Below are 18,962 nucleotides of genomic sequence, written 5' to 3' on the forward strand. Positions count from 1 at the left end.
CCGCGTAGGCGGGGATCCATCTCCCGCCTTGGCCTCAGTTGCGAGGTTGGGAGATGGGTTCCCGCCTTCGCGGGAATGACGAGGATTAACGGTTCAGATCTCGCTTTCCATCGCCGCCAGGATCGGCGACGCGCCCTGTTCGGCCAGGTCGCTATGATGGCGGAACAGGGCGAACAGCTCACGGCCGGTGTCGTATGGCGGGGGCGGGGCGGCGGGGATATCCCGCGCGTCCCATGTCGCCGCATCGACCAGCGCGGTCACTTCGCCGCTTTCCGCGCACACCCGCACCATGTCGCCATCGCGCAGCTTGCCGATCGCGCCGCCACCCAGAGCTTCGGGCGACAGATGGATGGCGGCAGGCACCTTGCCGGACGCGCCGGACATGCGGCCATCGGTCAGCAGCGCGACCTTGAACCCGCGATCCTGCAACACGCCCAGCGCGGGGGTCAGCTTGTGCAGTTCGGGCATGCCGTTCGCACGCGGCCCCTGGAAACGAACCACGACGATGACGTCGCGCTCCAGCTTGCCCTCCTTGAAGGCGCGCAGCACATCGTCCTGATCCTGGAAGACGGCGGCGGGCGCCTCGATCGTCCAGCGCTCCTTGTCGACCGCGCTCACCTTCATGACGCAGCGGCCGAGATTGCCCTGAAGCAGCTTCATGCCGCCATCGGCCTGGAAGGGATTGGCGGCCGGGCGCAGCATATTCTCGTCGCGCGAAGCGGGAACGTCGTTCCACACCAGCCCGTCGTCGCCCAGCGCAGGCTCCTTGCCATAGTCGGTCAGGTCGTCCGACGCGACGGTCATGATGTCGCGATGGAGCAGCCCGGCGTCCAGCAATTCGCGGATGATCACCGCCATGCCGCCCGCCGCGTGGAAATGGTTCACGTCGCCCGACCCATTGGGATAGACGCGGGCGAGCAGCGGCACCACGTCCGAAATCTCTGCAAAGTCGGTCCAGTCGATATGGATGCCCGCCGCCCGCGCGATGGCGGGCAGATGGATGGCATGGTTGGTCGAGCCGCCCGTCGCCATCAGGCCGATGATCGCGTTGACGATTGCCTTTTCATCGATGCAGTGGCCCAGCGGACGATAGTCCTCGCTGTCCCAGCCGATCTGCGTCATGCGCTGGGTGGCCGCACGGGTCAGTTCGGTGCGCAGTTTCGTGCCCGGATTGACGAAGGCGGCGCCCGGCATGTGCAGGCCCATCATCTCCATCATCATCTGGTTTGAGTTGGCCGTGCCATAGAAGGTGCAGGTGCCCGCGCCATGATAGGAAGCGCTTTCGGATTCCAGCAGCTCGTCCTTGCCGACCTTGCCCTCGGCATAAAGCTGGCGGATGCGGACCTTTTCCTTGTTGGCGAGGCCCGAAGGCATCGGGCCGGCCGGGATCAGGATGGTCGGCAGATGACCGAAGCGCAGCGCGCCGATCAGCAGGCCCGGCACGATCTTGTCGCAAATGCCCAGCAGCATCGAGCCTTCGAACATCGCGTGGCTCAGCGACACGGCGGTCGACAGGGCGATGGTGTCGCGGCTGAACAGGGAAAGGTCCATGCCCGCCTGTCCCTGCGTCACGCCGTCGCACATGGCCGGCACGCCGCCCGCCACCTGCGCGGTGGCGCCAACTTCGCGGGCCGCGATCTTGATGATCTCAGGGTAGCGGCCATAGGGCTGATGCGCCGACAGCATGTCATTGTACGACGTCACGATGCCGATATTCATCGCGCGGCCGGTGCGGATCACCGCCTTGTCCTCACCGCTGGCGGCAAAGCCATGGGCGAGGTTGCCGCAGGAAAGCTGCTCGCGGTTGGTGCCCGCGTCACGGCCCCGTTCGATCAGGTCGAGATATTTCAGGCGCGAAGCGGCGCTGCGCTCCACGATGCGGTCGGTGACCTTTGCGATCACCGGATTCAGATCAGTCATGCCAGCTGGCTCCGTCACGTTCGATAAGGGCAATGGCCGAAGACGGACCCCAGTTCCCTGATGAATAGGCGGCGGGCTTCATATTGGCCTCTTTCCACCCGTTGATGATCGAATCGATCCAGGCCCATTGGGCTTCCACCTCGTCGCGGCGGACGAACAAAGTGGCGTTGCCGGCCAGCAGGTCCAGGATCAATCTTTCATAGGCGATGCGGCGGCGCTGCCCGGCGAAGGCGGCGGTCAGCGACACATCCAGCGTCACCTCGTCCAGCTTCACCTGCTGCTCCAGCCCCGGTCTTTTGCTCATGATTTGCAGGCGGATATATTCCTCCGGCTGCAAGCGGATGACCAATGTGTTCGGCTCCAGCCCCGATCCATGTCCGTCCCGGCCGAAGATGCTGTGGCGCACCGGCTTGAACTGGATCACGATTTCGGACTGACGCTGCGGCATCCGCTTGCCGGTGCGCAGGTAGAAGGGCACGCCCTGCCAGCGCCAATTGTCGATATAGGCCTTCAGCGCAACGAAAGTCTCCGTGTCGGACGGCTGGCCCAGTTCATCGGCATAGCCGGTGACGATCTGACCGCTGACCGCGCCGGGGGTATATTGGCCGCGCACGCTGTGGGTCTTGACCGTCTCGTCGGTCATCGGGCGCAGCGACCGCAGCGCCTTCACCTTCTCGTCGCGCACCGACGTCGGGTCCATACGGGCGGGCGGCTCCATGGCGATGATCGACAGGATCTGGAGCATGTGATTCTGCACCATGTCGCGCAGCGCGCCGACCCCGTCATAATAGGAGACGCGGCCTTCCAGCCCGACCGTCTCGCCCACGGTGATCTGCACATGGTCGATCGCGCTGGCATTCCACAGCGGTTCGAACATCACATTGCCGAAGCGCAGGGCGAGCAGGTTCTGCACCGTTTCCTTGCCCAGATAATGGTCGACGCGGAAAATCTGGTCCTCGCCGAACAGATGGCCGATGCCGTCATTCACGACCCTGGAGGAGGCCAGATCCTTGCCGATCGGCTTTTCCATCGCGATCCGCGTGGTCGGCACGATCAGACCGGCGTCGGCCAAGCCCTGCGCGGTCGGCGCGAACAGGGACGGGGGCGTCGACAGATAGACCGACAGGCCACGTTCCAGCCGGCCATCGATTCGCTCCGCGAGCGCGGCGAACTGATCGGCATTGCCCGCTTCGACCGACTGATACTGGATCATCGCGCCGAAGCTGGCCGCGATATCCGCATCATAGCGGTCGGCGGGCAGGAACTGCTTGAGCGCCGCGTCAATCTCCGCGCGGAACGCCTCGTCGCTCATCTCCGACCGGGCCGACCCGATGATCAGGAAGTCGGCAGGCAGCAGCCCGTCGGACAGGAGATTGTAGAGCGAAGGGAAAATCATCCGGCGCGCCAGATCCCCCGTGGCGCCAAATAACAGAAACGTAGCAGACGGATCGGTCAAAGGATGGTCCTTCTCCGTTATGAATTTATCTATGTCTGCACGAAGCCGCCCTTATAGCGAGCGTGGATCGTTACGCAAGAAGGCTATCGTGCATGACTGTGCGCTGCAACATAATGGCGCATTCTGCCAGCATTTCCTTTGCGTCCGTTACCGTCGCTTGTCGTGATTATCACTCAGGCCGCGGCGCCAGTTGAGGATATGGGCACCCGCCAGCAACAGGCTGCCGGTCACGGTCCACAGGGTTTCGGCCAGCACGCTATGTGCCGCCAGCGCGCCGATGGTCATCAGCGCCAGCCCGGCCATGCCGGTCATCAGCGGCGCCACGCCACCGCGCCGCCGCCCCTGTATCAGCGCGAACAGGCTGGTTGGGATCGCCAGCGCCAGCATGATGATATGAAAGGATTCGCCCGGATCGATCCTGCTGGCGAAGGCGGGCAGCAGCGCGAACAGCAGCGGCAGGCCCAGACAATGCAACGTGCAGAGCGAGGATGCGCACAGCGCGAATCCGTCGAGCCATCGCCCGGCGCTCTTTTGCCCGTTCAGTTGCCCGCACGCCGCGCGCTCCGTTTCGAATCCGCTCATTTCGCCTCATTCGTGAATGATATAATATTACATTTAGGGGCAGCATGTGGGCGGCGAGGGCAGGCCTGTCAAGGATGCGGGACCAACTTCCGCGATCCGATCCGATTTTCGGCTGGACGCCCGCGTCGGATTTTGCCATTTGGCGCGAACCAGCCGTGCGGGTGTGGTGAAACTGGTAGACGCGCCGGACTCAAAATCCGGTTCCGCAAGGAGTGTCGGTTCGATTCCGACCACCCGCACCACTGGCTTCCTCGATAGGAGCGATTGCCCTGTCGCGGACTGCCTGCCGGCCTGCTATGCCAGACTCATGAAGCTCCGCCATATATTGCCGCCGGTGCTGTTCGGCCTGCTTTTCCTGACCATCATCAGCGTGGGCGACGCGCTGTTCTGGAGCGTGCCCCATGCACTCGAAAAGCTGCCGCCGCGCCTGCTGACGGTCGTCGTCCTGACCGCCCTGTGGCTGGTGCATGTCTATAAGCGGATGGTGCGCTGATTGGGATAAGCGGAGCGGGTCAGGAGAAGTCCGCAGTCCCGCTCCTTACCGTCCACCCTGCGCCTGAAACCAGGGCACCATCCGCGCGATCGCATCCTCGACCCGGTCGGTCGACACGGCGAAGCTGAAGCGGATGAAGCGGTGGCCGTCGACCGGATCGAAATCAATCCCCGGCGCGGTCGCCACGCCGGTTTCGCGCAACAGCTTCTGACAGAAGCTCAGGCTGTCATTAGTCAGATGGCTGATATCGGCATAGATGTAGAAGGCGCCGTCGGGCGGGGCGATCTGCGCCAGGCCCAGCGCGGGCAGGGCATCGAGCAGCAATTGCCGGTTGCGGCGATAGCCCTCGACATGCTCCTCCAGGTCGTCCGTACAGTCGAAGGCGGTCAGGCCAGCGCGCTGCGCCAGCACCGGCGGGGTCAGGAACAGATTGCCCATCCGCGCCCGCGCTACGCCGATCAGGTCGGTCGGCACCACGATCCAGCCCAGCCGCCATCCGGCCATGCTGTAATATTTGGAGAAACTGTTCACGATGATCGCGTCGGGCGCATATTCCAGCATCGAATGGGCCGGTTCGCCAAAGCTCAATCCATGATAGATTTCGTCGGAGATGATGCGGATGCCCCGCTCCGCGCAGACCGCCGCAATCCGTTCCAGTTCCTCCGCTGGGATGATCGTGCCGGTGGGATTGGCCGGGCTGGCGAGGATCAGGCCGTCCGGCGCAGGATCGATCGCGGCGAGCGCATCGGCGCTGATCTGGTATCGTTCGGCCGGGCCGCAGGGCACTTCGACCGGCTCCAGATAGAGCGCCTTGAGATTATTGCGATAGGCGACATAGCCCGGCCGCGCCGTGGCGACCCGCGCACCGGGGCGGAACAGACAGGTCAGCGCCAACACCAGCCCCGGTGATGCGCCACAGGTCAGGATGATCTGTTCGGGGTCGACCGCAACGCCGTGCCGTTCCCCATAATGGCGGGCGATCCGTTCCTTCAGCGCCGGGCTTTCCCAATAGCCCATCGGATCGGTGTCCAGCACCTGATGCGCCACCGCGATTGCCTCGGCAGGCGCGCCGGTCGATGGCTGGCCGAACTCCATATGCAGGATGGAACGGCCTGCGGCTTCGAGGGCATGGGCTTCGCGGCTGATGGCGATGGCGTGGAAAGGATCGATCTCGGCTACCATGGGGCGTGCCTATTATGACCGGGCAACCATGTCCATGGCCGGCGCGTTTCCACCGACATGGACCAGACGCTGCTCACCGCCTTGCAATATTATGGTGCCGGGGCCGCGACGGTCGCGGCGCTGGTGGTGTCGCTCAATCTGGGGCGGCGAGTGACGGGGTGGGCGTTCGTCCTGTTCGTCACATCCTCCATCGCCCTGATCGGCTGGGGTTTTCTCGACAAGGATAGCGAAGGGATAGGCTGGCAGAATGTCGCCATGCTGGCCATTAACGCGGTGGGCGTGTGGCGCTATCTGATTTCACAGCATGAAGTGCGGGCGTGATAAGCGTCCCTCATCCTACAGCAACGCGCTTTAAATCTGATCCGTTCGCCCTGAGTAGGGACTGAGCTTGTCGAAGGCCCGTATCGAAGGGGCTGGTATGTCCCATCCTTCGATACGCCGCTTCGACTTCGCTCAGCGGCTACTCAGGACGAACGGCGGGTGGTTCAGATTTAATGCTGTTCGCTCTAATCCCGTCATCCCCGCGAAGGCGGGGATCCATCTCTCGTCTTTTCACCGATCCGGAAGCAGGCGAGATGGATTCCCGCCTTCGCGGGAATGACGGGGAAATGATGTTAATGCGGGCCCGTCACGCCTCCGCGATCCACACCTCGACCGGCACGTCATCCTGCAACAGCGCCAGCCGGATCGGCAGTTCCTCTTGCCCACCACCCGCCAGTGCGCGATCATAGACCGCTTTCTTGCCCGCGCCGCTGATCTGAAGGAAGATGAAGCGGCTCTGCAAAACCCCATGGGCGGTCAGCGACATACGCTGGTGCGGGGCGACCGGCGGCGTCGCCGCGATGGTCAGCGCCTTGCTCACCAGCCCTTCGGCCAGTTCCGCGCCCTCGGGGAAGAGCGATGCCGTATGCCCGTCATCCCCCATGCCCAGCAGTATGATATCCAGCGGCCAGGGCAATACCGCAAAGGCCGCCTCGACTGCCGGCTGCCCGGCATAGGCGTCGGCCGCGTCATTCTTCATCGGCACGAAGTGCGCGCTGGCCGCCGCGCCTTGCAACAAAGTTTCCCGCACCAGCCGCTCATTACTGTCGCTACTGTCGGGCGCGACCCAGCGTTCGTCCACCAGCGTCACGACAACCTTGCTCCAGTCGAGATCGGCCGCGCTCAGCGCCTCCAGCACCGGCCGGGGCGATCGGCCGCCCGACACCGCGATGCTCGCCACGCCGCGCGCGGCGATGGCGTCGGACAGGATGGCGGCGATGCGCGTGGCGATATCGGCGGCGGCGTCCGCGCCGGTGGCAAAAAGATGTTCGGTCGGCATGGGGCTTACTCCGCGACTGCTTCGGGAAGCGTGCAAATGTCCACCCAAGTCGCCCCGGTCAAGGTCGCCAGTCGATCGGGCGTCAGTTCGACCGAACTGGTCCGCGATCCAGCCGCCGGAAAGACGGTGGCGAAATCCCTGAGCGATATGTCGCAATAGACGGGCAGCGGCTGGACAAGGCCGAAGGGGCAAACGCCGCCCACGGGATGGCCGGTCAGTTCCTCCACCTCATGCCCGCCCAGCATGCGCGGCTTGGCGCCCAGCGCGGCCTTGGACTTGGCATTGTGCAGCCGCGCGTCGCCGCGCGCGCAGACCAGCACGACGGCCTCGCCCACGCGCAGCGACAGCGTCTTGGCGATCCGCGCGGGTTCGACACCCAGCGCGGCCGCCGCCTCGATCACCGTCGCGGTGCTGACACCCTGATCGATGATCATCACATCGGGCGCATGCGCGGCGAACCACGCGCGGACGCTGGCGTCGCTCATTCGCCGCGAATATCGCCCAGCTTGCGTTCCCAGGCGAGCGCATGGCTCACGATCTTGTCCAGATCGGCATGTTGCGGCTGCCAGGGGAATTCCGCCATGATGCGGCGATTGTCGGAAATCAGCGAAGCGGGGTCGCCGGCGCGGCGTCCCTCGACCCGGCGGTCGATCGTCATGTTGGTCACGCGGTCGACCGCGTCCAGCACTTCCATCACCGAAAAGCCCCGGCCATAGCCGCAATTGAGCGTGTAATTCTTCGTCTTGTCCGCCTGCAACGCATCCAGCGCCAGCACATGGGCACTGGCCAGATCGCTGACATGGATATAGTCGCGCACGCCGGTTCCGTCGGGCGTGTCGAAATCGCTGCCGAACACCGCGACATGGCTGCGCTTGCCCAGCGCCGCTTCCACCGCCACTTTGATCAGGTGGGTGGCGCCGGCGGTCGACTGGCCGGTCCGGCCCTGCGGATCGGCGCCCGCGACGTTGAAATAGCGCAGCACGCAGAAATTGATCGGATGCGCCGCCGCCACGTCGGCCAGCATGATCTCCGTCATCAGCTTCGACATGCCATAGGGGTTGATCGGCAGCTTGGGGCTATCCTCCCGCACCGGGCTTTCCTCCGGCGTGCCATAGGTGGCGGCGGTGGAGGAGAAGATGAAGTGCGGCACGCCGACCCGCACCGCGCTCTCGATCAGGTTGCGGCTCTTGGCGCTGTTATTGTGATAATATTTGAGCGGATTCTCGACCGATTCCGGGACGATGATGGAGCCTGCGAAATGCATGATCGCGCCGATATTCTGCTCTTTCAGCAGCGCTTCGACCAGTGGCTGGTCGGATATGTCGCCTTGCGTGAAATGCACGTCTTCGGGAATGGCCCAGCGGAAGCCGGTGGTCAGATTGTCGATCACCGCAACGCGGTAGCCCGCATCGCGCAGCGCCAGGACTGCATGGCTGCCGATATAGCCGGCGCCCCCCGTGACCAGAACCGTCGGCTTTTCGCTCATAAAATAAGGTCTCCCCGGATGTGCCGGGGAGACCTAAACCAGCCTCGTTACGATTTACAGTCTTTTATGCCGCAGCGCGGGACGGGAGCGAGCGATAGAAGGTCGCGCCGCTCGCCGCCATGTCCCGCAACTGCTGCGTCGGGGCAAAGCGCGGGCCATGGACCGCCGCCAGCCGGTCCAGCACGGCCACGACATGGGCGATGCCGACCGTATCCATATGGCTGAACGGCCCGCCGGTATAGGGCGCAAAGCCCCAGCCGAAGATCGCGCCAATATCGCCATCTTCCGGCGTTTCCAGCACACCTTCCTCGAAACAGCGGGCGCATTCGATCAACTGGCGATAGAGGAGGCGTTCCTTGACCGCCTCGACATCGGGCTGGTCGTCGGCGCGCGGGAACATCTCGCCCAGCACCGGCGACAGATGCTTTTTCGCGCCTTCGGGATAGTCGTACCAGCCCTTGCCATTCTTACGGCCCAGGCGATCGGCCTCGACCATCTTGACCATGATGTCGTCCGAACCCTGTGGCACATAGGCGTCGCCCAGTTCCTTCTTCGCGGCGCTCATGATCTTCCAGCCCAGCTCGATCGATACCTCGTCGCTGACCGCCAGCGGACCGGTCGGCATGCCAAGCTGCTTGCCGGCATTTTCGATCAGCGCCGGATTGATGCCCTCGCCGACCAGTTCCGCGCCTTCCTGCACATAGGTGCCGAAGCTGCGCGAGGTATAGAAGCCGCGGCTGTCATGCACGACGATCGGGGTCTTCCTGATCTGCGCGACGAAGTCCAGTGCCTTAGCGATGGCGGCGGGGCCGGTCTTTTCGCCCAGAATGATCTCGACCAGCGGCATCTTCTCGACCGGCGAGAAGAAATGCACGCCGATGAAATTCTCGGGCTTGGTCCAGGCCTGCGCCAGCCTGGTGATCGGCAAAGTGGATGTGTTGGAGCCGAAGATGGTGTCGGCGCCCAGCACGGCTTCGACCTGTCTGGTCACTTCGGCCTTGATGCCGACATCCTCGAACACGGCTTCGATCACGAAATCGGCCCCGGCAAGCGCGGCATAGTCGGTGGTCGGCGTCACGCGGGCTAGCGTCTCCGCCATCTTCTCAGGCGTCATGCCCCGGCCGAGCCGCTTCTTCAGCACTTCCTCGACATGCGCCTTGCCCTTTTCGGCATAGGCCTGGTCACGGTCGAACAAGACGACTTCGATCCCGGCCTGTGCCGCGACGGTGGCAATCCCCGCGCCCATCATGCCCGCGCCCAGCATCGCGAGCTTGGTCGTCGGTGCCTTGGGCTGGTCCTTGGGACGGCGCGCACCGCGCTCGGCGGCCTGTTTGTTGACGAACAGGGTGCGGATCATGTTGCTCGCCTGCGGGTCGGCGGCAACCTTGGCGAAATATTTGCTTTCCACGCGGATCGCCCGGTCCATGGGCAAAGTGATGCCTTCATAGACGGCCGACAACAAAGCGATCGGCGCGTTCATGTTACGCTGCGTCTGCTTCAGCGTCATCGGCAGCGCGCCGGCCATGGTCTGGACGAAGGCGGGGTTGAAGCCGCCCGCGCCGCCCGGAACCTTAAAGCCCTTCACATCCCAAGGTTGCGTGTTGGCGCTCGGATTGGCCTTCACCCAATCGCGCGCGGCCGCCAGCGCCGTGCCCTGTGGCACGACGCCGTCCACGACCTTCAGCATCGCGGCTTCGGCCGGGCGGAACAGCTTGCCCTGCAACATATACATCAGCGACGCCTGCACGCCCATGATGCGCGGCAGACGCTGCGACCCGCCGCCGCCGGGGAAGAGGCCGATCAGGATTTCGGGCAGGCCAAGCTGCGTCTTGCTGCTGTCGCCGACGAAACGACGATGACAGGCCAGCGCCAGTTCGAAACCGCCGCCGACGCAGGTGCCCTCGATCGCGCAGGCGATCGGCTTGCCGCTGGTTTCAAGGCGGCGGAACAGGGTGTTCAGCACGAAAACCTTGTCGAAAATCGCGGCCGGGGCAGGGCGATCCCCGCTCTCGCTTGCCAGCATCGACCCGAAATATTTGAGGTCCATGCCGGCCATGAAGCCGCTGTCCTTGCCCGACGCGATGACCGCGCCCTTGATGCCCTCTTCCGACGCGATGCGCGTGATCGCGGCATCCAGATCGCTCAGGAAGTCCGGGCCGATGACGTTCATCGATTGGCCCGGAACGTCGATCGTCAGGGTGGCGATGCCGTCGGCGTCGATGTCGAAGTTGATGGTGTTCATGATGCAGCCTTTCCCATCTCCGTTCGTGCTGAGTAGGGGCTGAGCTTGTCGAAGACCCGTATCGAAGCATGGGTCCTTCGATACGCCATTTCGACTTCGCTCAATGGCTACTCAGGACGAACGGATTATATTTCTCAGATACGTTCGATGATGATGCCGGTGCCCATGCCCGCGCCCACGCACAGGTTGATGAGCGCGGTGCCCTTGCCCGACCGTTCCAGTTCGTCCAGCGCCGTGCCCAGCACCATCGCGCCGGTCGCGCCCAGCGGATGGCCCATGGCGATCGCGCCGCCATTCACGTTGATCTTGCTGTGGTCGAGGTCCATCGCCTGCATGTAACGCAGCACGACCGATGCGAAGGCTTCGTTCAGTTCCCACAGGTCGATGTCGGCCTGTGTCATGCCAGCCCGCGCCAGCAGCTTGCCCGCGACGAATTCCGGCCCGGTCAGCATGATTAGCGGCTCCGACCCGATCGACGCCATGGCTTTGATCCGGGCGCGGGGCTTCAGCCCATATTTGTCGCCGATATCCTTGTTGCCGACCAGCACGGCGGCGGCCCCGTCCACGATGCCGCTGCTGTTCCCGGCATGATGGATGTGGTTCACCTTCTCCAGTTCCGGGTAGCGAAGCAGGGCAACAGTGTCGAAACCCGGCATCTCCTCACCCAGCGCGGTAAAGCTGGGCTTCAGCGCGCCCAGCGACTGCATCGTCGCATCGGGCCGCATATGTTCGTCATGGTTCAGGACGACCTGTCCGATCACATCCTTCACCGGCACGATGGATTTGGCGAAACGCCCTTCGTCCCATGCGGCCTTGGCGCGTTTCTGGCTTTCCACGGCATAGGCGTCGGCATCGTCGCGGCTGATGCCGAATTTGGTGGCGATCACGTCGGCGCCGATGCCCTGCGGCGCGAAATAAGTCTTGTACGCGACCGCCGGGTCCATCGCCCATGCGCCGCCGTCGGACGCCATCGGCACGCGGCTCATCGATTCGACGCCGCCGCCGATCGCGAACATCGCTTCGCCCGAATAGACCTTGGCCGCCGCCATGTTCACCGCCTCCAGCCCCGAAGCGCAGAAACGGTTGATCTGCACGCCCGGCACGGTCTGCGCATAATCGGCGTTCAGCACGGCGACGCGGGCAATGTCCGCGCCCTGTTCCCCCACCGGGCTGACGCAGCCCAGAATGACATCGTCGACATCGGCCGTGTCGATCTGGCTGCGATCGCGCACGGCTTCCAATACCTGCGTCGCCAACTGGATCGGGGTGATTTCGTGCAGCGACCCGTCGGCCTTGCCCCGGCCACGGGGCGTCCTGACGGCGTCGTAAATATAGGCTTCCATGATCATTCCCTCTCCGTGGGGGGCCGTTTTGGCGCTTCGAATGTGGAGGGGAATGTATTTACGTTTACGTAAAGTGCAAGTGTCTATTGCAGGAGATTATCGCAACCGGCCCTGCCGTAACGGCAATAGTGCGTTCGCGATGCAACTGTCCAACTTGCTGTCGCTCGCCTTGCGCATTGCTGCGCGAATCTGCCCGATATTCCAACCCCATGGCGCGTAACAAAACGACCCGACCCGCACAGGGTGCGGGCCGGGGCGCCGGGATTGAAGCGGGGCGGGCGGAGGCAGTCCGCCCACCCCCCTGATCAGCCGATCTTGCCGAGCAGGCTGTCCACGGCAACCTTGGCGTCGCCATAGAACATCCGCGTATTCTCCTTGTAGAAGAGCGGGTTTTCGATGCCCGAATAGCCGGTGCCCTGACCGCGCTTCGACACGAAAACCTGCTTGGCCTTCCACACTTCCAGCACCGGCATCCCGGCGATCGGCGAGTTGGGATCGTCCTGCGCTGCCGGATTGACGATGTCGTTGGAGCCGATCACGATCACCACGTCGGTCGAGGGGAAATCCTCGTTGATCTCGTCCATTTCCAGCACGATGTCATAGGGCACCTTGGCTTCGGCCAGCAGCACATTCATATGGCCGGGCAGGCGACCCGCGACCGGGTGAATGGCGAAGCGGACGCTCTTGCCTGCTGCGCGCAGCTTGCGGGTCAGTTCGCTCACGCTCTGCTGCGCCTGCGCCACCGCCATGCCATAGCCGGGCACGATGATGATGCTGTCCGCATCATTGAGCGCAGCCGCCACGCCATCGGCGTCGATCGCGACCTGTTCGCCCTCAATCTCCGCCGCCGGGCCGCTGGTGCCGCCAAAGCCGCCCAGGATCACCGACACGAAGCTACGGTTCATCGCCTTGCACATGATGTAGCTGAGGATGGCGCCCGAAGAACCGACCAGCGCGCCGGTCACGATCAACAGGTCGTTACCCAGCGTGAATCCGATCGCAGCGGCGGCCCAGCCCGAATAGCTGTTCAGCATCGACACGACCACAGGCATGTCCGCGCCGCCGATGCCCATCACCAGATGGAAACCGATGAACAGCGCCAGCACCGACATGGCGATCAGAACGGTCAGTTCGCGGCCCTCGACCCCGATATTGCCGACATACATGACCAGCAGCACCAGCGACGCGATCGCCGCCGTCGCGTTGAGCACATGACCACCCGGCAGCTTCTTCGCCTTGCCGTCCAGCTTCCCCGCCAGCTTGCCAAAGGCGACGATCGACCCGGTGAAGGTCACTGCGCCGATGAAGATGCCCAGAAACTCCTCGACCTTCAGAATGTTGATCTCGACCGGTGTCTTGTGCGCCAGCACGCCGGCAAAGCCGGTCAATGCCGCCCGCGCGGCGGGATCGAGCGCGTTCACCGTTTCCAGTTCGAAATGCGCATTGTAACCGATGAAGACGGCGGCCAGACCCACGAAACTGTGCAGCGCGGCGACGAGTTGCGGCATTTCGGTCATCTGGACGCGCACCGCCACAACCCAGCCGATGACGGCAGCGACAGCAAAGGTCGCGACCACGATCGGCAGATTGGCCGCACCTGGGCCAAAGAGCGTCGCCACGACGGCAAGCGCCATGCCGGATATGCCATACCAGACGGCGCGCTTGGCGCTTTCCTGATTGGACAGGCCACCAAGGGATAGAATGAAAAGAACCGCAGCGGAAATATAGGCGGCGGATACCACACCGATATCGAACATGGATCGTCCCCCTTACGACCGCTGGAACATGGCAAGCATCCGGCGCGTGACCAGGAAGCCGCCAACGATATTGATCGACGCGATCAGGATGGAAATCGTCGCCAGAACCAGGACGATCGTGCTGGACGATCCGACCTGAAGCATGGCACCCACCACGACGATCCCGGAAATCGCGTTCGTCACCGCCATCAGCGGCGTATGCAGCGCATGGCTGACGTTCCAGATCACCTGGAACCCGACGAAGCAGGCCAGCACGAAGACGGTGAAATGTGCCATGAAGCTGGCCGGCGCGACCGCGCCGACCGCCATCAACAGCACCGCGCCGGCGATCAGCGTCGTGATCTGCGACCGGGTCTGCGCCTTGAAGGCAGCGACTTCCTTCGCCCTTTTCTGTTCGGGCGTCAGCTCCTCGGCCTTGGGCTTGGGTTTCTGGGCCGCGATCGCCTTGATCTTGGGCGGGGGCGGTGGGAAGCTGACCGTGCCTTCAAAGGCGATGGTCGCGCCCCGGATCACGTCATCCTCCATGTTGTGGACGATCACGCCATCCTTGCCCGGCGTCAGGTCCGCGAGCATATGGCGGATATTGCTGGCATAGAGCGTGCTGGACTGGGCCGCCATGCGGCTGGGGAAATCGGTGTAGCCGATAATCGTCACGCCATTAGGCGACACGATCTTCTGGTCGGCGACCGTCAGTTCGCAATTGCCGCCGCGCTCGGCCGCCAGATCGACGATGACTGATCCGGGGCGCATCGCCTCGACCATGTCCTTCGTCCACAGCACAGGTGCGTCCCGGCCGGGGATCAGCGCGGTGGAAATGACGATGTCGACATTGGGCGCCAGTTCGCGGAATTTCTTGAGCTGCGCTTCGCGGAATTCCGGGCTGGATGGTGCGGCATAGCCGCCGGTCGTCGCCCCATCCTGCTGTTCTTCGGCAAAGTCGAGATAGACGAACTGCGCGCCCATCGATTCGATCTGCTCGGCGACTTCCGGCCGCACGTCGAAGGCCAGCGTGATCGCGCCCAGCGATGTCGCCGCGCCGATCGCTGCCAGACCGGCGACACCTGCGCCGATCACCAGCACTCTGGCCGGCGGCACCTTGCCCGCCGCCGTCACCTGCCCGGTAAAGAAGCGCCCGAAATTCGCGCCCGCCTCGATCACCGCGCGATAGCCCGCGATATTCGCCATGGAAGACAGCGCATCCATCTTCTGCGCGCGCGAAATGCGGGGCACCATGTCCATCGCCAGCACATTCGCGCCGGTCGCGCTGATCGCCGCCAGCTCTTCGCCACGCTGGCCGGGATAGAAGAAGGAAATCAGCGTCTTGCCCGGCGTCAGGCGAGCGGCCTCGTCCGCTTCGGGCGGCCGTACCTTCACCACCACGTCCGCTTCGGCCCACAGCGCTTCCGCGCTCGGCAGTACCGTCACGCCGGCGGCGCGATAGGCATCGTCGCCAAATCCGGCGGCGACCCCTGCGCCACTTTCGACAAGGCACGCATGGCCCAGCTTTTGCAATTGCAGCGCGCTGTCGGGTGTCAGCGCGACACGCGCCTCATCCCGTGCGACTTCTCTGGGTGCACCGATCTTCACACCGTCTCCTCCCCCTTACATTATGTGCGCTTGCCACCATTTTGTCGCGCGGCAGACAGACTGACAAGTGGCTCTTGGTCGGACGGGCGCCATCAGTCCATCGCGAAACTCTTGGTGCGGTGGAAGCTGAGCTATCTTGGTCGTGCTGACAAGTGTAAGAGTTTGTTAGAAAGATGTGCGAAACGGCTCATTTTTGTTCCGGATAGCGCCTTACGCCGCCATTGCGTCTGCCCGATCCAGCGCGCGGCGCGATGCCATGATCTCCCCCACATGCGCCTCCGCCCAGCGGGTGATCTGGTCCAATATGCCGATCAGCCCGCCCGCCAGCGGGGTCAGCGCATATTCCACCGTCACCGGCACCGTCGGGAAGGCGGCGCGGCTGACCAGTCCGTCCCGCTCCAGGCTCTTGAGCGTCTGCGACAGCATCTTCTGAGAGATAGCGCCGACCCGCCGCCGCAGATCGTTGAAGCGCACCGGCCCGTCCTTCAGGCTCAGCAGCACCAGCACAGCCCATTTGTCGCCGATCCGGTCCAGCACCTGCCGGGTCGGGCAGTCGGGATTATAGGCATCGCCCACACGAAGGGGCAGGGGAACGGTCATGGTCGGTATCCTCGACGTAACCAGGTGATGGCAAAGTGCCTTCTTGCGACCATGATATCCCAATCGCTATCTGGTTTCCATTGGTAACCGTAAAGAAGGAGATAGTGGCATGAAGGTAGCGATCGTCGGCGGCAGCGGCCGGGCAGGCCGGGAAATCAGCGCGGAACTGGCCCGGCGCGGGCATCAGGTGACGGCGATTTCGCGCCATCCCGAAAATGCCGTCGAGGCCGAAGGCGTCACGGCGGTCGCGGGCGACGTCAACGACGGGGCGGCACTTGCCGAAACGCTGCGCGGCCATGATGCCGTGGTCAGCGCAGTCATGTTCTCCGACACCGATCCGGTTTCGCTGGTCGGCGTGGTGCGGGCGTCCGGCGTGCCGCGCTATCTGGTCGTCGGCGGCGCAGGCAGTCTGGAGGTCGCGCCCGGCGTGCCGCTCATCACCACCCCGGAATTCCCCGAAGCCTATAAGGCCGAAGCCGGGAAGGGTGCCGACTTCCTGACCTATCTGCGTGGCGTGGACGACATCGACTGGACCTTCCTGTCGCCGTCCGCCTATTTCTTCGTCGGCGATCGCAAGGGCAGCTTCCGTCTGGGCAAGGACGCATTGCTGGTCGACGCGGATGGCAACAGCAGCATCTCCTACGCCGACTATGCCATCGCGCTGGTGGACGAAATCGAAACGCCGCAGCACAGCAAGGCGCGGTTTACCGTGGGGTATTGATGCCTCATCCAATCTCCTCCCGCAAGCGGGAGGGGTAGCGAGACTTGGTTCGGCGCAGCCGGACCTAGTCGCAGCGGGGTGGGCATTTGCAACCTCACGCATGCCCACCCCTTGATGGGAGTCACGCGCTTCCCATCAACCCCTCCCGCCTGCGGGAGGGGGAATAATCAGGCCGCCCCTTCCAGCTTATCCTGCGTCTTCGTCTCGAAGTCGCTCGCATCATGCCGTTCGTGCAACTGCTCTTCCAGCGGCCCGTTCGCCTTGTTGACCATGCGGCCGCGCTTCACCGCCGGGCGGGCGTCGATCTGCTGCGCCCAGCGCAGCAGATTCTTGTAGCTGCCCGCATCCAGAAACTCCGCTGCGCCATAGGCCCGACCCAGCACCAGCCCGCCATACCAGGGCCAGATCGCGATATCGGCGATCGTATAGTCCGCACCCGCAATATAGTCATTGTCCGCCAGACGCTTGTCCAACAGGTCCAGTTGCCGCTTCACTTCCATCGTGTAGCGGTTGATCGGATATTCATATTTCTCCGGCGCATAGGCGAAGAAATGGCCGAAACCGCCGCCCAGCAGCGGCCCGGCGCCCATCTGCCAGAACAGCCAGTTCAGCGTCTCGGTCCGCCCCGCCGGGTCGGTGGGCAGGAACTTGCCGAACTTCTCCGCCAGATAGAGCAGGATGGAACCGGATTCGAACACGCGCTGCGGCGGCGACACGCTGCGGTCCAGCAGGGCCGGGATCTTGCTGTTCGGATTGACCTCGACAAAGCCGCTGCCGAACTGGTTGCCATCGCCGATCTTGATGAGCCAGGCGTCATAGTCCGCCGCGCTCACGCCCGCTTCCAGCAATTCCTCCAGCAGGATCGTCACCTTCTGCCCGTTAGGCGTGGCAAGCGAATAAAGTTGCAGCGGATGCTCGCCCACCGGCAGATCCTTGTCATGGGTCGCGCCGGCGATCGGCCGGTTGATATTGGCGAAGGGGCCGCCATTCTCCTTGTCCCATGTCCAGACTTTGGGCGGAGTATAGATTTCGGTCATGCGGGCTGGCTCCGATATAGGAATGGATGCCCCGCAGGTAGGAAAGGGGGCATCCACCCGCAACCGAGCAGCGCTTATCGATCCATGATTATTTCCCATCCACCCTGACGACCAGCACACTGACCGGCGCCATATGGACGATGGCCGATGCATTGGAGCCGAGCAGCCGCGACGTGAGCGAAGGCTGGTGCGACGCCAGCACGATCAGGTCGGCCTTGCGCCGTTCCGCCTCGATCAGCACTTCGTCGCGTACCCGCCCACGCCGGGTGAATATCTGGGTGCGGGCCGGTTCCAGTCCGGCCTCCTTCGCCCATGTCTGCATGTCGGACAGGGCGTCCTCTTCCTCCCGCTCGTCGAAATCGCTGGCCAGCAGATCGGAATAGCGGGTCGGCAGATAATAGCGGACATACAGGATATGGACGACCGCCTGCGTCCCGGCGGCCTGCGCTGCGGCGATTATGGCTGCACGGGCCAGATCGGGACTGTTGACGTCGACGGCGGCGATGATCGTGGCGTAGGGCATCCTCTTGGCTCCTGTATCATTATGCCGGATCAACCCGTCGCGCGCGCGGGCGATGCACCTGTCATGAAAGATTCCCGAAGCGACATATATAAGGAACAACCGCAATATCCGCGCAATCCATCGCGTTGGCGATGACGGGCGGGGGGCAGGGGGCCTATGGCGGCGCGCGTCGGGCAAGTTGTCCCGCCCACTGGAAATTTTTCCGCGCTCAGGCCCTTGACCGGCGGAACGACTTTTCCATATGCATGCCGCTAGCACTCTCATTCGATGAGTGCTAACAAAGAAGAGTTCATCGGGAGACGGACAGGCGGACAGGGCATTTCGGGGCGCGACCCCGGTTCCCGTGCGCTCACCCCCTCCCCAGACGCTAGGGAAAGGCAATCAACATGGCATTTCGTCCGTTGCACGACCGCGTTCTCGTTCGCCGCATTGAAGCGGAAGCGAAGACGGCCGGTGGCATCATCATCCCCGACACCGCCAAGGAAAAGCCGCAAGAAGGCGAAATCGTCTCCGTCGGCACCGGCTCGAAGGCCGAAGACGGCAAGGTCACGCCGCTGGACGTCAAGGCTGGCGATCGCGTTCTGTTCGGCAAGTGGTCGGGCACCGAAGTCAAGGTCGACGGTGAAGACCTGCTCATCATGAAGGAATCGGACATTCTGGGTATCGTCGCTTAAGCGACCCGCAGAATTTCGGTTTTCCAGTTTCCCAATTT

At 63.7% G+C, this 18,962-nt stretch carries 18 protein-coding genes and 1 tRNA gene; 5 read left to right on the top strand and 14 right to left on the bottom strand.

The genetic code is table 11. The annotated features are described in order from the left end of the window. Window positions 1-93: 93 nt before the first annotated feature. The 3 genes from edd to BMY84_RS08365 all read right to left on the bottom strand — a co-directional run bounded on the left by edd (window position 94) and on the right by BMY84_RS08365 (window position 3,958). A complete protein-coding gene (gene edd / locus BMY84_RS08355; protein WP_093082991.1) occupies window positions 94-1,920 on the bottom strand; it encodes a phosphogluconate dehydratase in 1,827 nt (608 codons plus the stop codon). Continuing rightward, complete coding sequence (gene zwf / locus BMY84_RS08360) at window positions 1,913-3,376, bottom strand: glucose-6-phosphate dehydrogenase (protein WP_093082993.1); 1,464 nt, start codon at window positions 3,374-3,376, stop codon at window positions 1,913-1,915. The genes edd and zwf overlap by 8 nt, the downstream gene beginning before the upstream one ends. 147 nt (window positions 3,377-3,523) lie before the next feature. Next, complete coding sequence (locus BMY84_RS08365) at window positions 3,524-3,958, bottom strand: MerC domain-containing protein (protein ID WP_093082996.1); 435 nt, start codon at window positions 3,956-3,958, stop codon at window positions 3,524-3,526. Window positions 3,959-4,115: 157 nt separating this feature from the next. On the opposite strand from BMY84_RS08365, the gene BMY84_RS08370 reads away from it, so the two are divergent. Beyond that, window positions 4,116-4,200: transfer RNA gene (locus BMY84_RS08370), tRNA-Leu, on the top strand. 65 nt (window positions 4,201-4,265) lie between these two features. After that, window positions 4,266-4,451 carry a hypothetical protein gene (locus BMY84_RS08375; RefSeq protein ID WP_093082998.1) on the top strand — a complete coding sequence of 62 codons (186 nt, stop codon included), beginning with the start codon at window positions 4,266-4,268 and terminating at the stop codon, window positions 4,449-4,451. A 45-nt stretch (window positions 4,452-4,496) separates the two neighbouring features. Here BMY84_RS08375 and BMY84_RS08380 read toward each other — a convergent pair whose 3' ends face one another. Continuing rightward, entirely contained in the window at window positions 4,497-5,633 is a 1,137-nt protein-coding gene (locus tag BMY84_RS08380) for a pyridoxal phosphate-dependent aminotransferase (RefSeq protein WP_093083001.1), read from the bottom strand. Between the two features lie 57 nt (window positions 5,634-5,690). Between BMY84_RS08380 and BMY84_RS08385 the strand changes: the two genes are divergently transcribed. After that, complete coding sequence (locus BMY84_RS08385; protein WP_093083004.1) at window positions 5,691-5,954, top strand: hypothetical protein; 264 nt, start codon at window positions 5,691-5,693, stop codon at window positions 5,952-5,954. A 307-nt stretch (window positions 5,955-6,261) separates the two neighbouring features. On the opposite strand, the gene pgl is transcribed toward BMY84_RS08385, so the two are convergent. The 8 genes from pgl to BMY84_RS08425 form a co-directional block, all read right to left on the bottom strand. Next, window positions 6,262-6,954: a 6-phosphogluconolactonase gene (gene pgl, locus BMY84_RS08390; protein WP_093083006.1), complete on the bottom strand. Its 693-nt coding sequence runs from the start codon at window positions 6,952-6,954 to the stop codon at window positions 6,262-6,264. 5 nt (window positions 6,955-6,959) lie between these two features. After that, complete coding sequence (locus BMY84_RS08395) at window positions 6,960-7,439, bottom strand: YbaK/EbsC family protein (protein ID WP_093083010.1); 480 nt, start codon at window positions 7,437-7,439, stop codon at window positions 6,960-6,962. Further along, complete coding sequence (gene galE / locus BMY84_RS08400; protein WP_093083012.1) at window positions 7,436-8,440, bottom strand: UDP-glucose 4-epimerase GalE; 1,005 nt, start codon at window positions 8,438-8,440, stop codon at window positions 7,436-7,438. The genes BMY84_RS08395 and galE overlap by 4 nt, the downstream gene beginning before the upstream one ends. A 64-nt stretch (window positions 8,441-8,504) precedes the next feature. Beyond that, on the bottom strand, window positions 8,505-10,682 hold the full coding sequence (locus BMY84_RS08405) for a 3-hydroxyacyl-CoA dehydrogenase NAD-binding domain-containing protein (protein WP_093083015.1): 2,178 nt from the start codon (window positions 10,680-10,682) through the stop codon (window positions 8,505-8,507). A gap of 134 nt (window positions 10,683-10,816) precedes the next feature. Then, window positions 10,817-12,025 carry an acetyl-CoA C-acetyltransferase gene (locus BMY84_RS08410; RefSeq protein ID WP_093083018.1) on the bottom strand — a complete coding sequence of 403 codons (1,209 nt, stop codon included), beginning with the start codon at window positions 12,023-12,025 and terminating at the stop codon, window positions 10,817-10,819. A gap of 305 nt (window positions 12,026-12,330) precedes the next feature. Beyond that, window positions 12,331-13,782, bottom strand: coding sequence for an NAD(P)(+) transhydrogenase (Re/Si-specific) subunit beta (locus tag BMY84_RS08415; RefSeq protein WP_093083020.1), 1,452 nt, complete (start codon window positions 13,780-13,782; stop codon window positions 12,331-12,333). Between the two features lie 12 nt (window positions 13,783-13,794). Then, window positions 13,795-15,369 carry a Re/Si-specific NAD(P)(+) transhydrogenase subunit alpha gene (locus tag BMY84_RS08420; protein ID WP_093083023.1) on the bottom strand — a complete coding sequence of 525 codons (1,575 nt, stop codon included), beginning with the start codon at window positions 15,367-15,369 and terminating at the stop codon, window positions 13,795-13,797. A gap of 210 nt (window positions 15,370-15,579) precedes the next feature. Next, window positions 15,580-15,969: a winged helix-turn-helix transcriptional regulator gene (locus BMY84_RS08425; protein WP_093083025.1), complete on the bottom strand. Its 390-nt coding sequence runs from the start codon at window positions 15,967-15,969 to the stop codon at window positions 15,580-15,582. Between the two features lie 109 nt (window positions 15,970-16,078). Here BMY84_RS08425 and BMY84_RS08430 point away from each other — a divergent pair, with 109 nt between their 5' ends. Then, window positions 16,079-16,690, top strand: a complete 612-nt coding sequence (locus tag BMY84_RS08430) for an NAD(P)-dependent oxidoreductase (protein ID WP_093083028.1) — start codon at window positions 16,079-16,081, stop codon at window positions 16,688-16,690. 167 nt (window positions 16,691-16,857) lie between these two features. Here BMY84_RS08430 and yghU read toward each other — a convergent pair whose 3' ends face one another. Both yghU and BMY84_RS08440 read right to left on the bottom strand, forming a co-directional pair. Continuing rightward, window positions 16,858-17,727: a glutathione-dependent disulfide-bond oxidoreductase gene (gene yghU, locus BMY84_RS08435; RefSeq protein WP_093083032.1), complete on the bottom strand. Its 870-nt coding sequence runs from the start codon at window positions 17,725-17,727 to the stop codon at window positions 16,858-16,860. Window positions 17,728-17,815: 88 nt separating this feature from the next. Further along, the gene (locus BMY84_RS08440; protein WP_093083035.1) at window positions 17,816-18,250 is read right to left on the bottom strand and encodes a universal stress protein; all 435 of its coding nucleotides are present in this window, start codon (window positions 18,248-18,250) and stop codon (window positions 17,816-17,818) included. A gap of 386 nt (window positions 18,251-18,636) precedes the next feature. Between BMY84_RS08440 and groES the strand changes: the two genes are divergently transcribed. Further along, the gene (gene groES, locus BMY84_RS08445; protein ID WP_093012383.1) at window positions 18,637-18,924 is read left to right on the top strand and encodes a co-chaperone GroES; all 288 of its coding nucleotides are present in this window, start codon (window positions 18,637-18,639) and stop codon (window positions 18,922-18,924) included. Window positions 18,925-18,962: the final 38 nt, after the last annotated feature.

This window comes from Sphingobium sp. AP50, assembly GCF_900109095.1.
Taxonomy (GTDB): Bacteria; Pseudomonadota; Alphaproteobacteria; order Sphingomonadales; family Sphingomonadaceae; genus Sphingobium.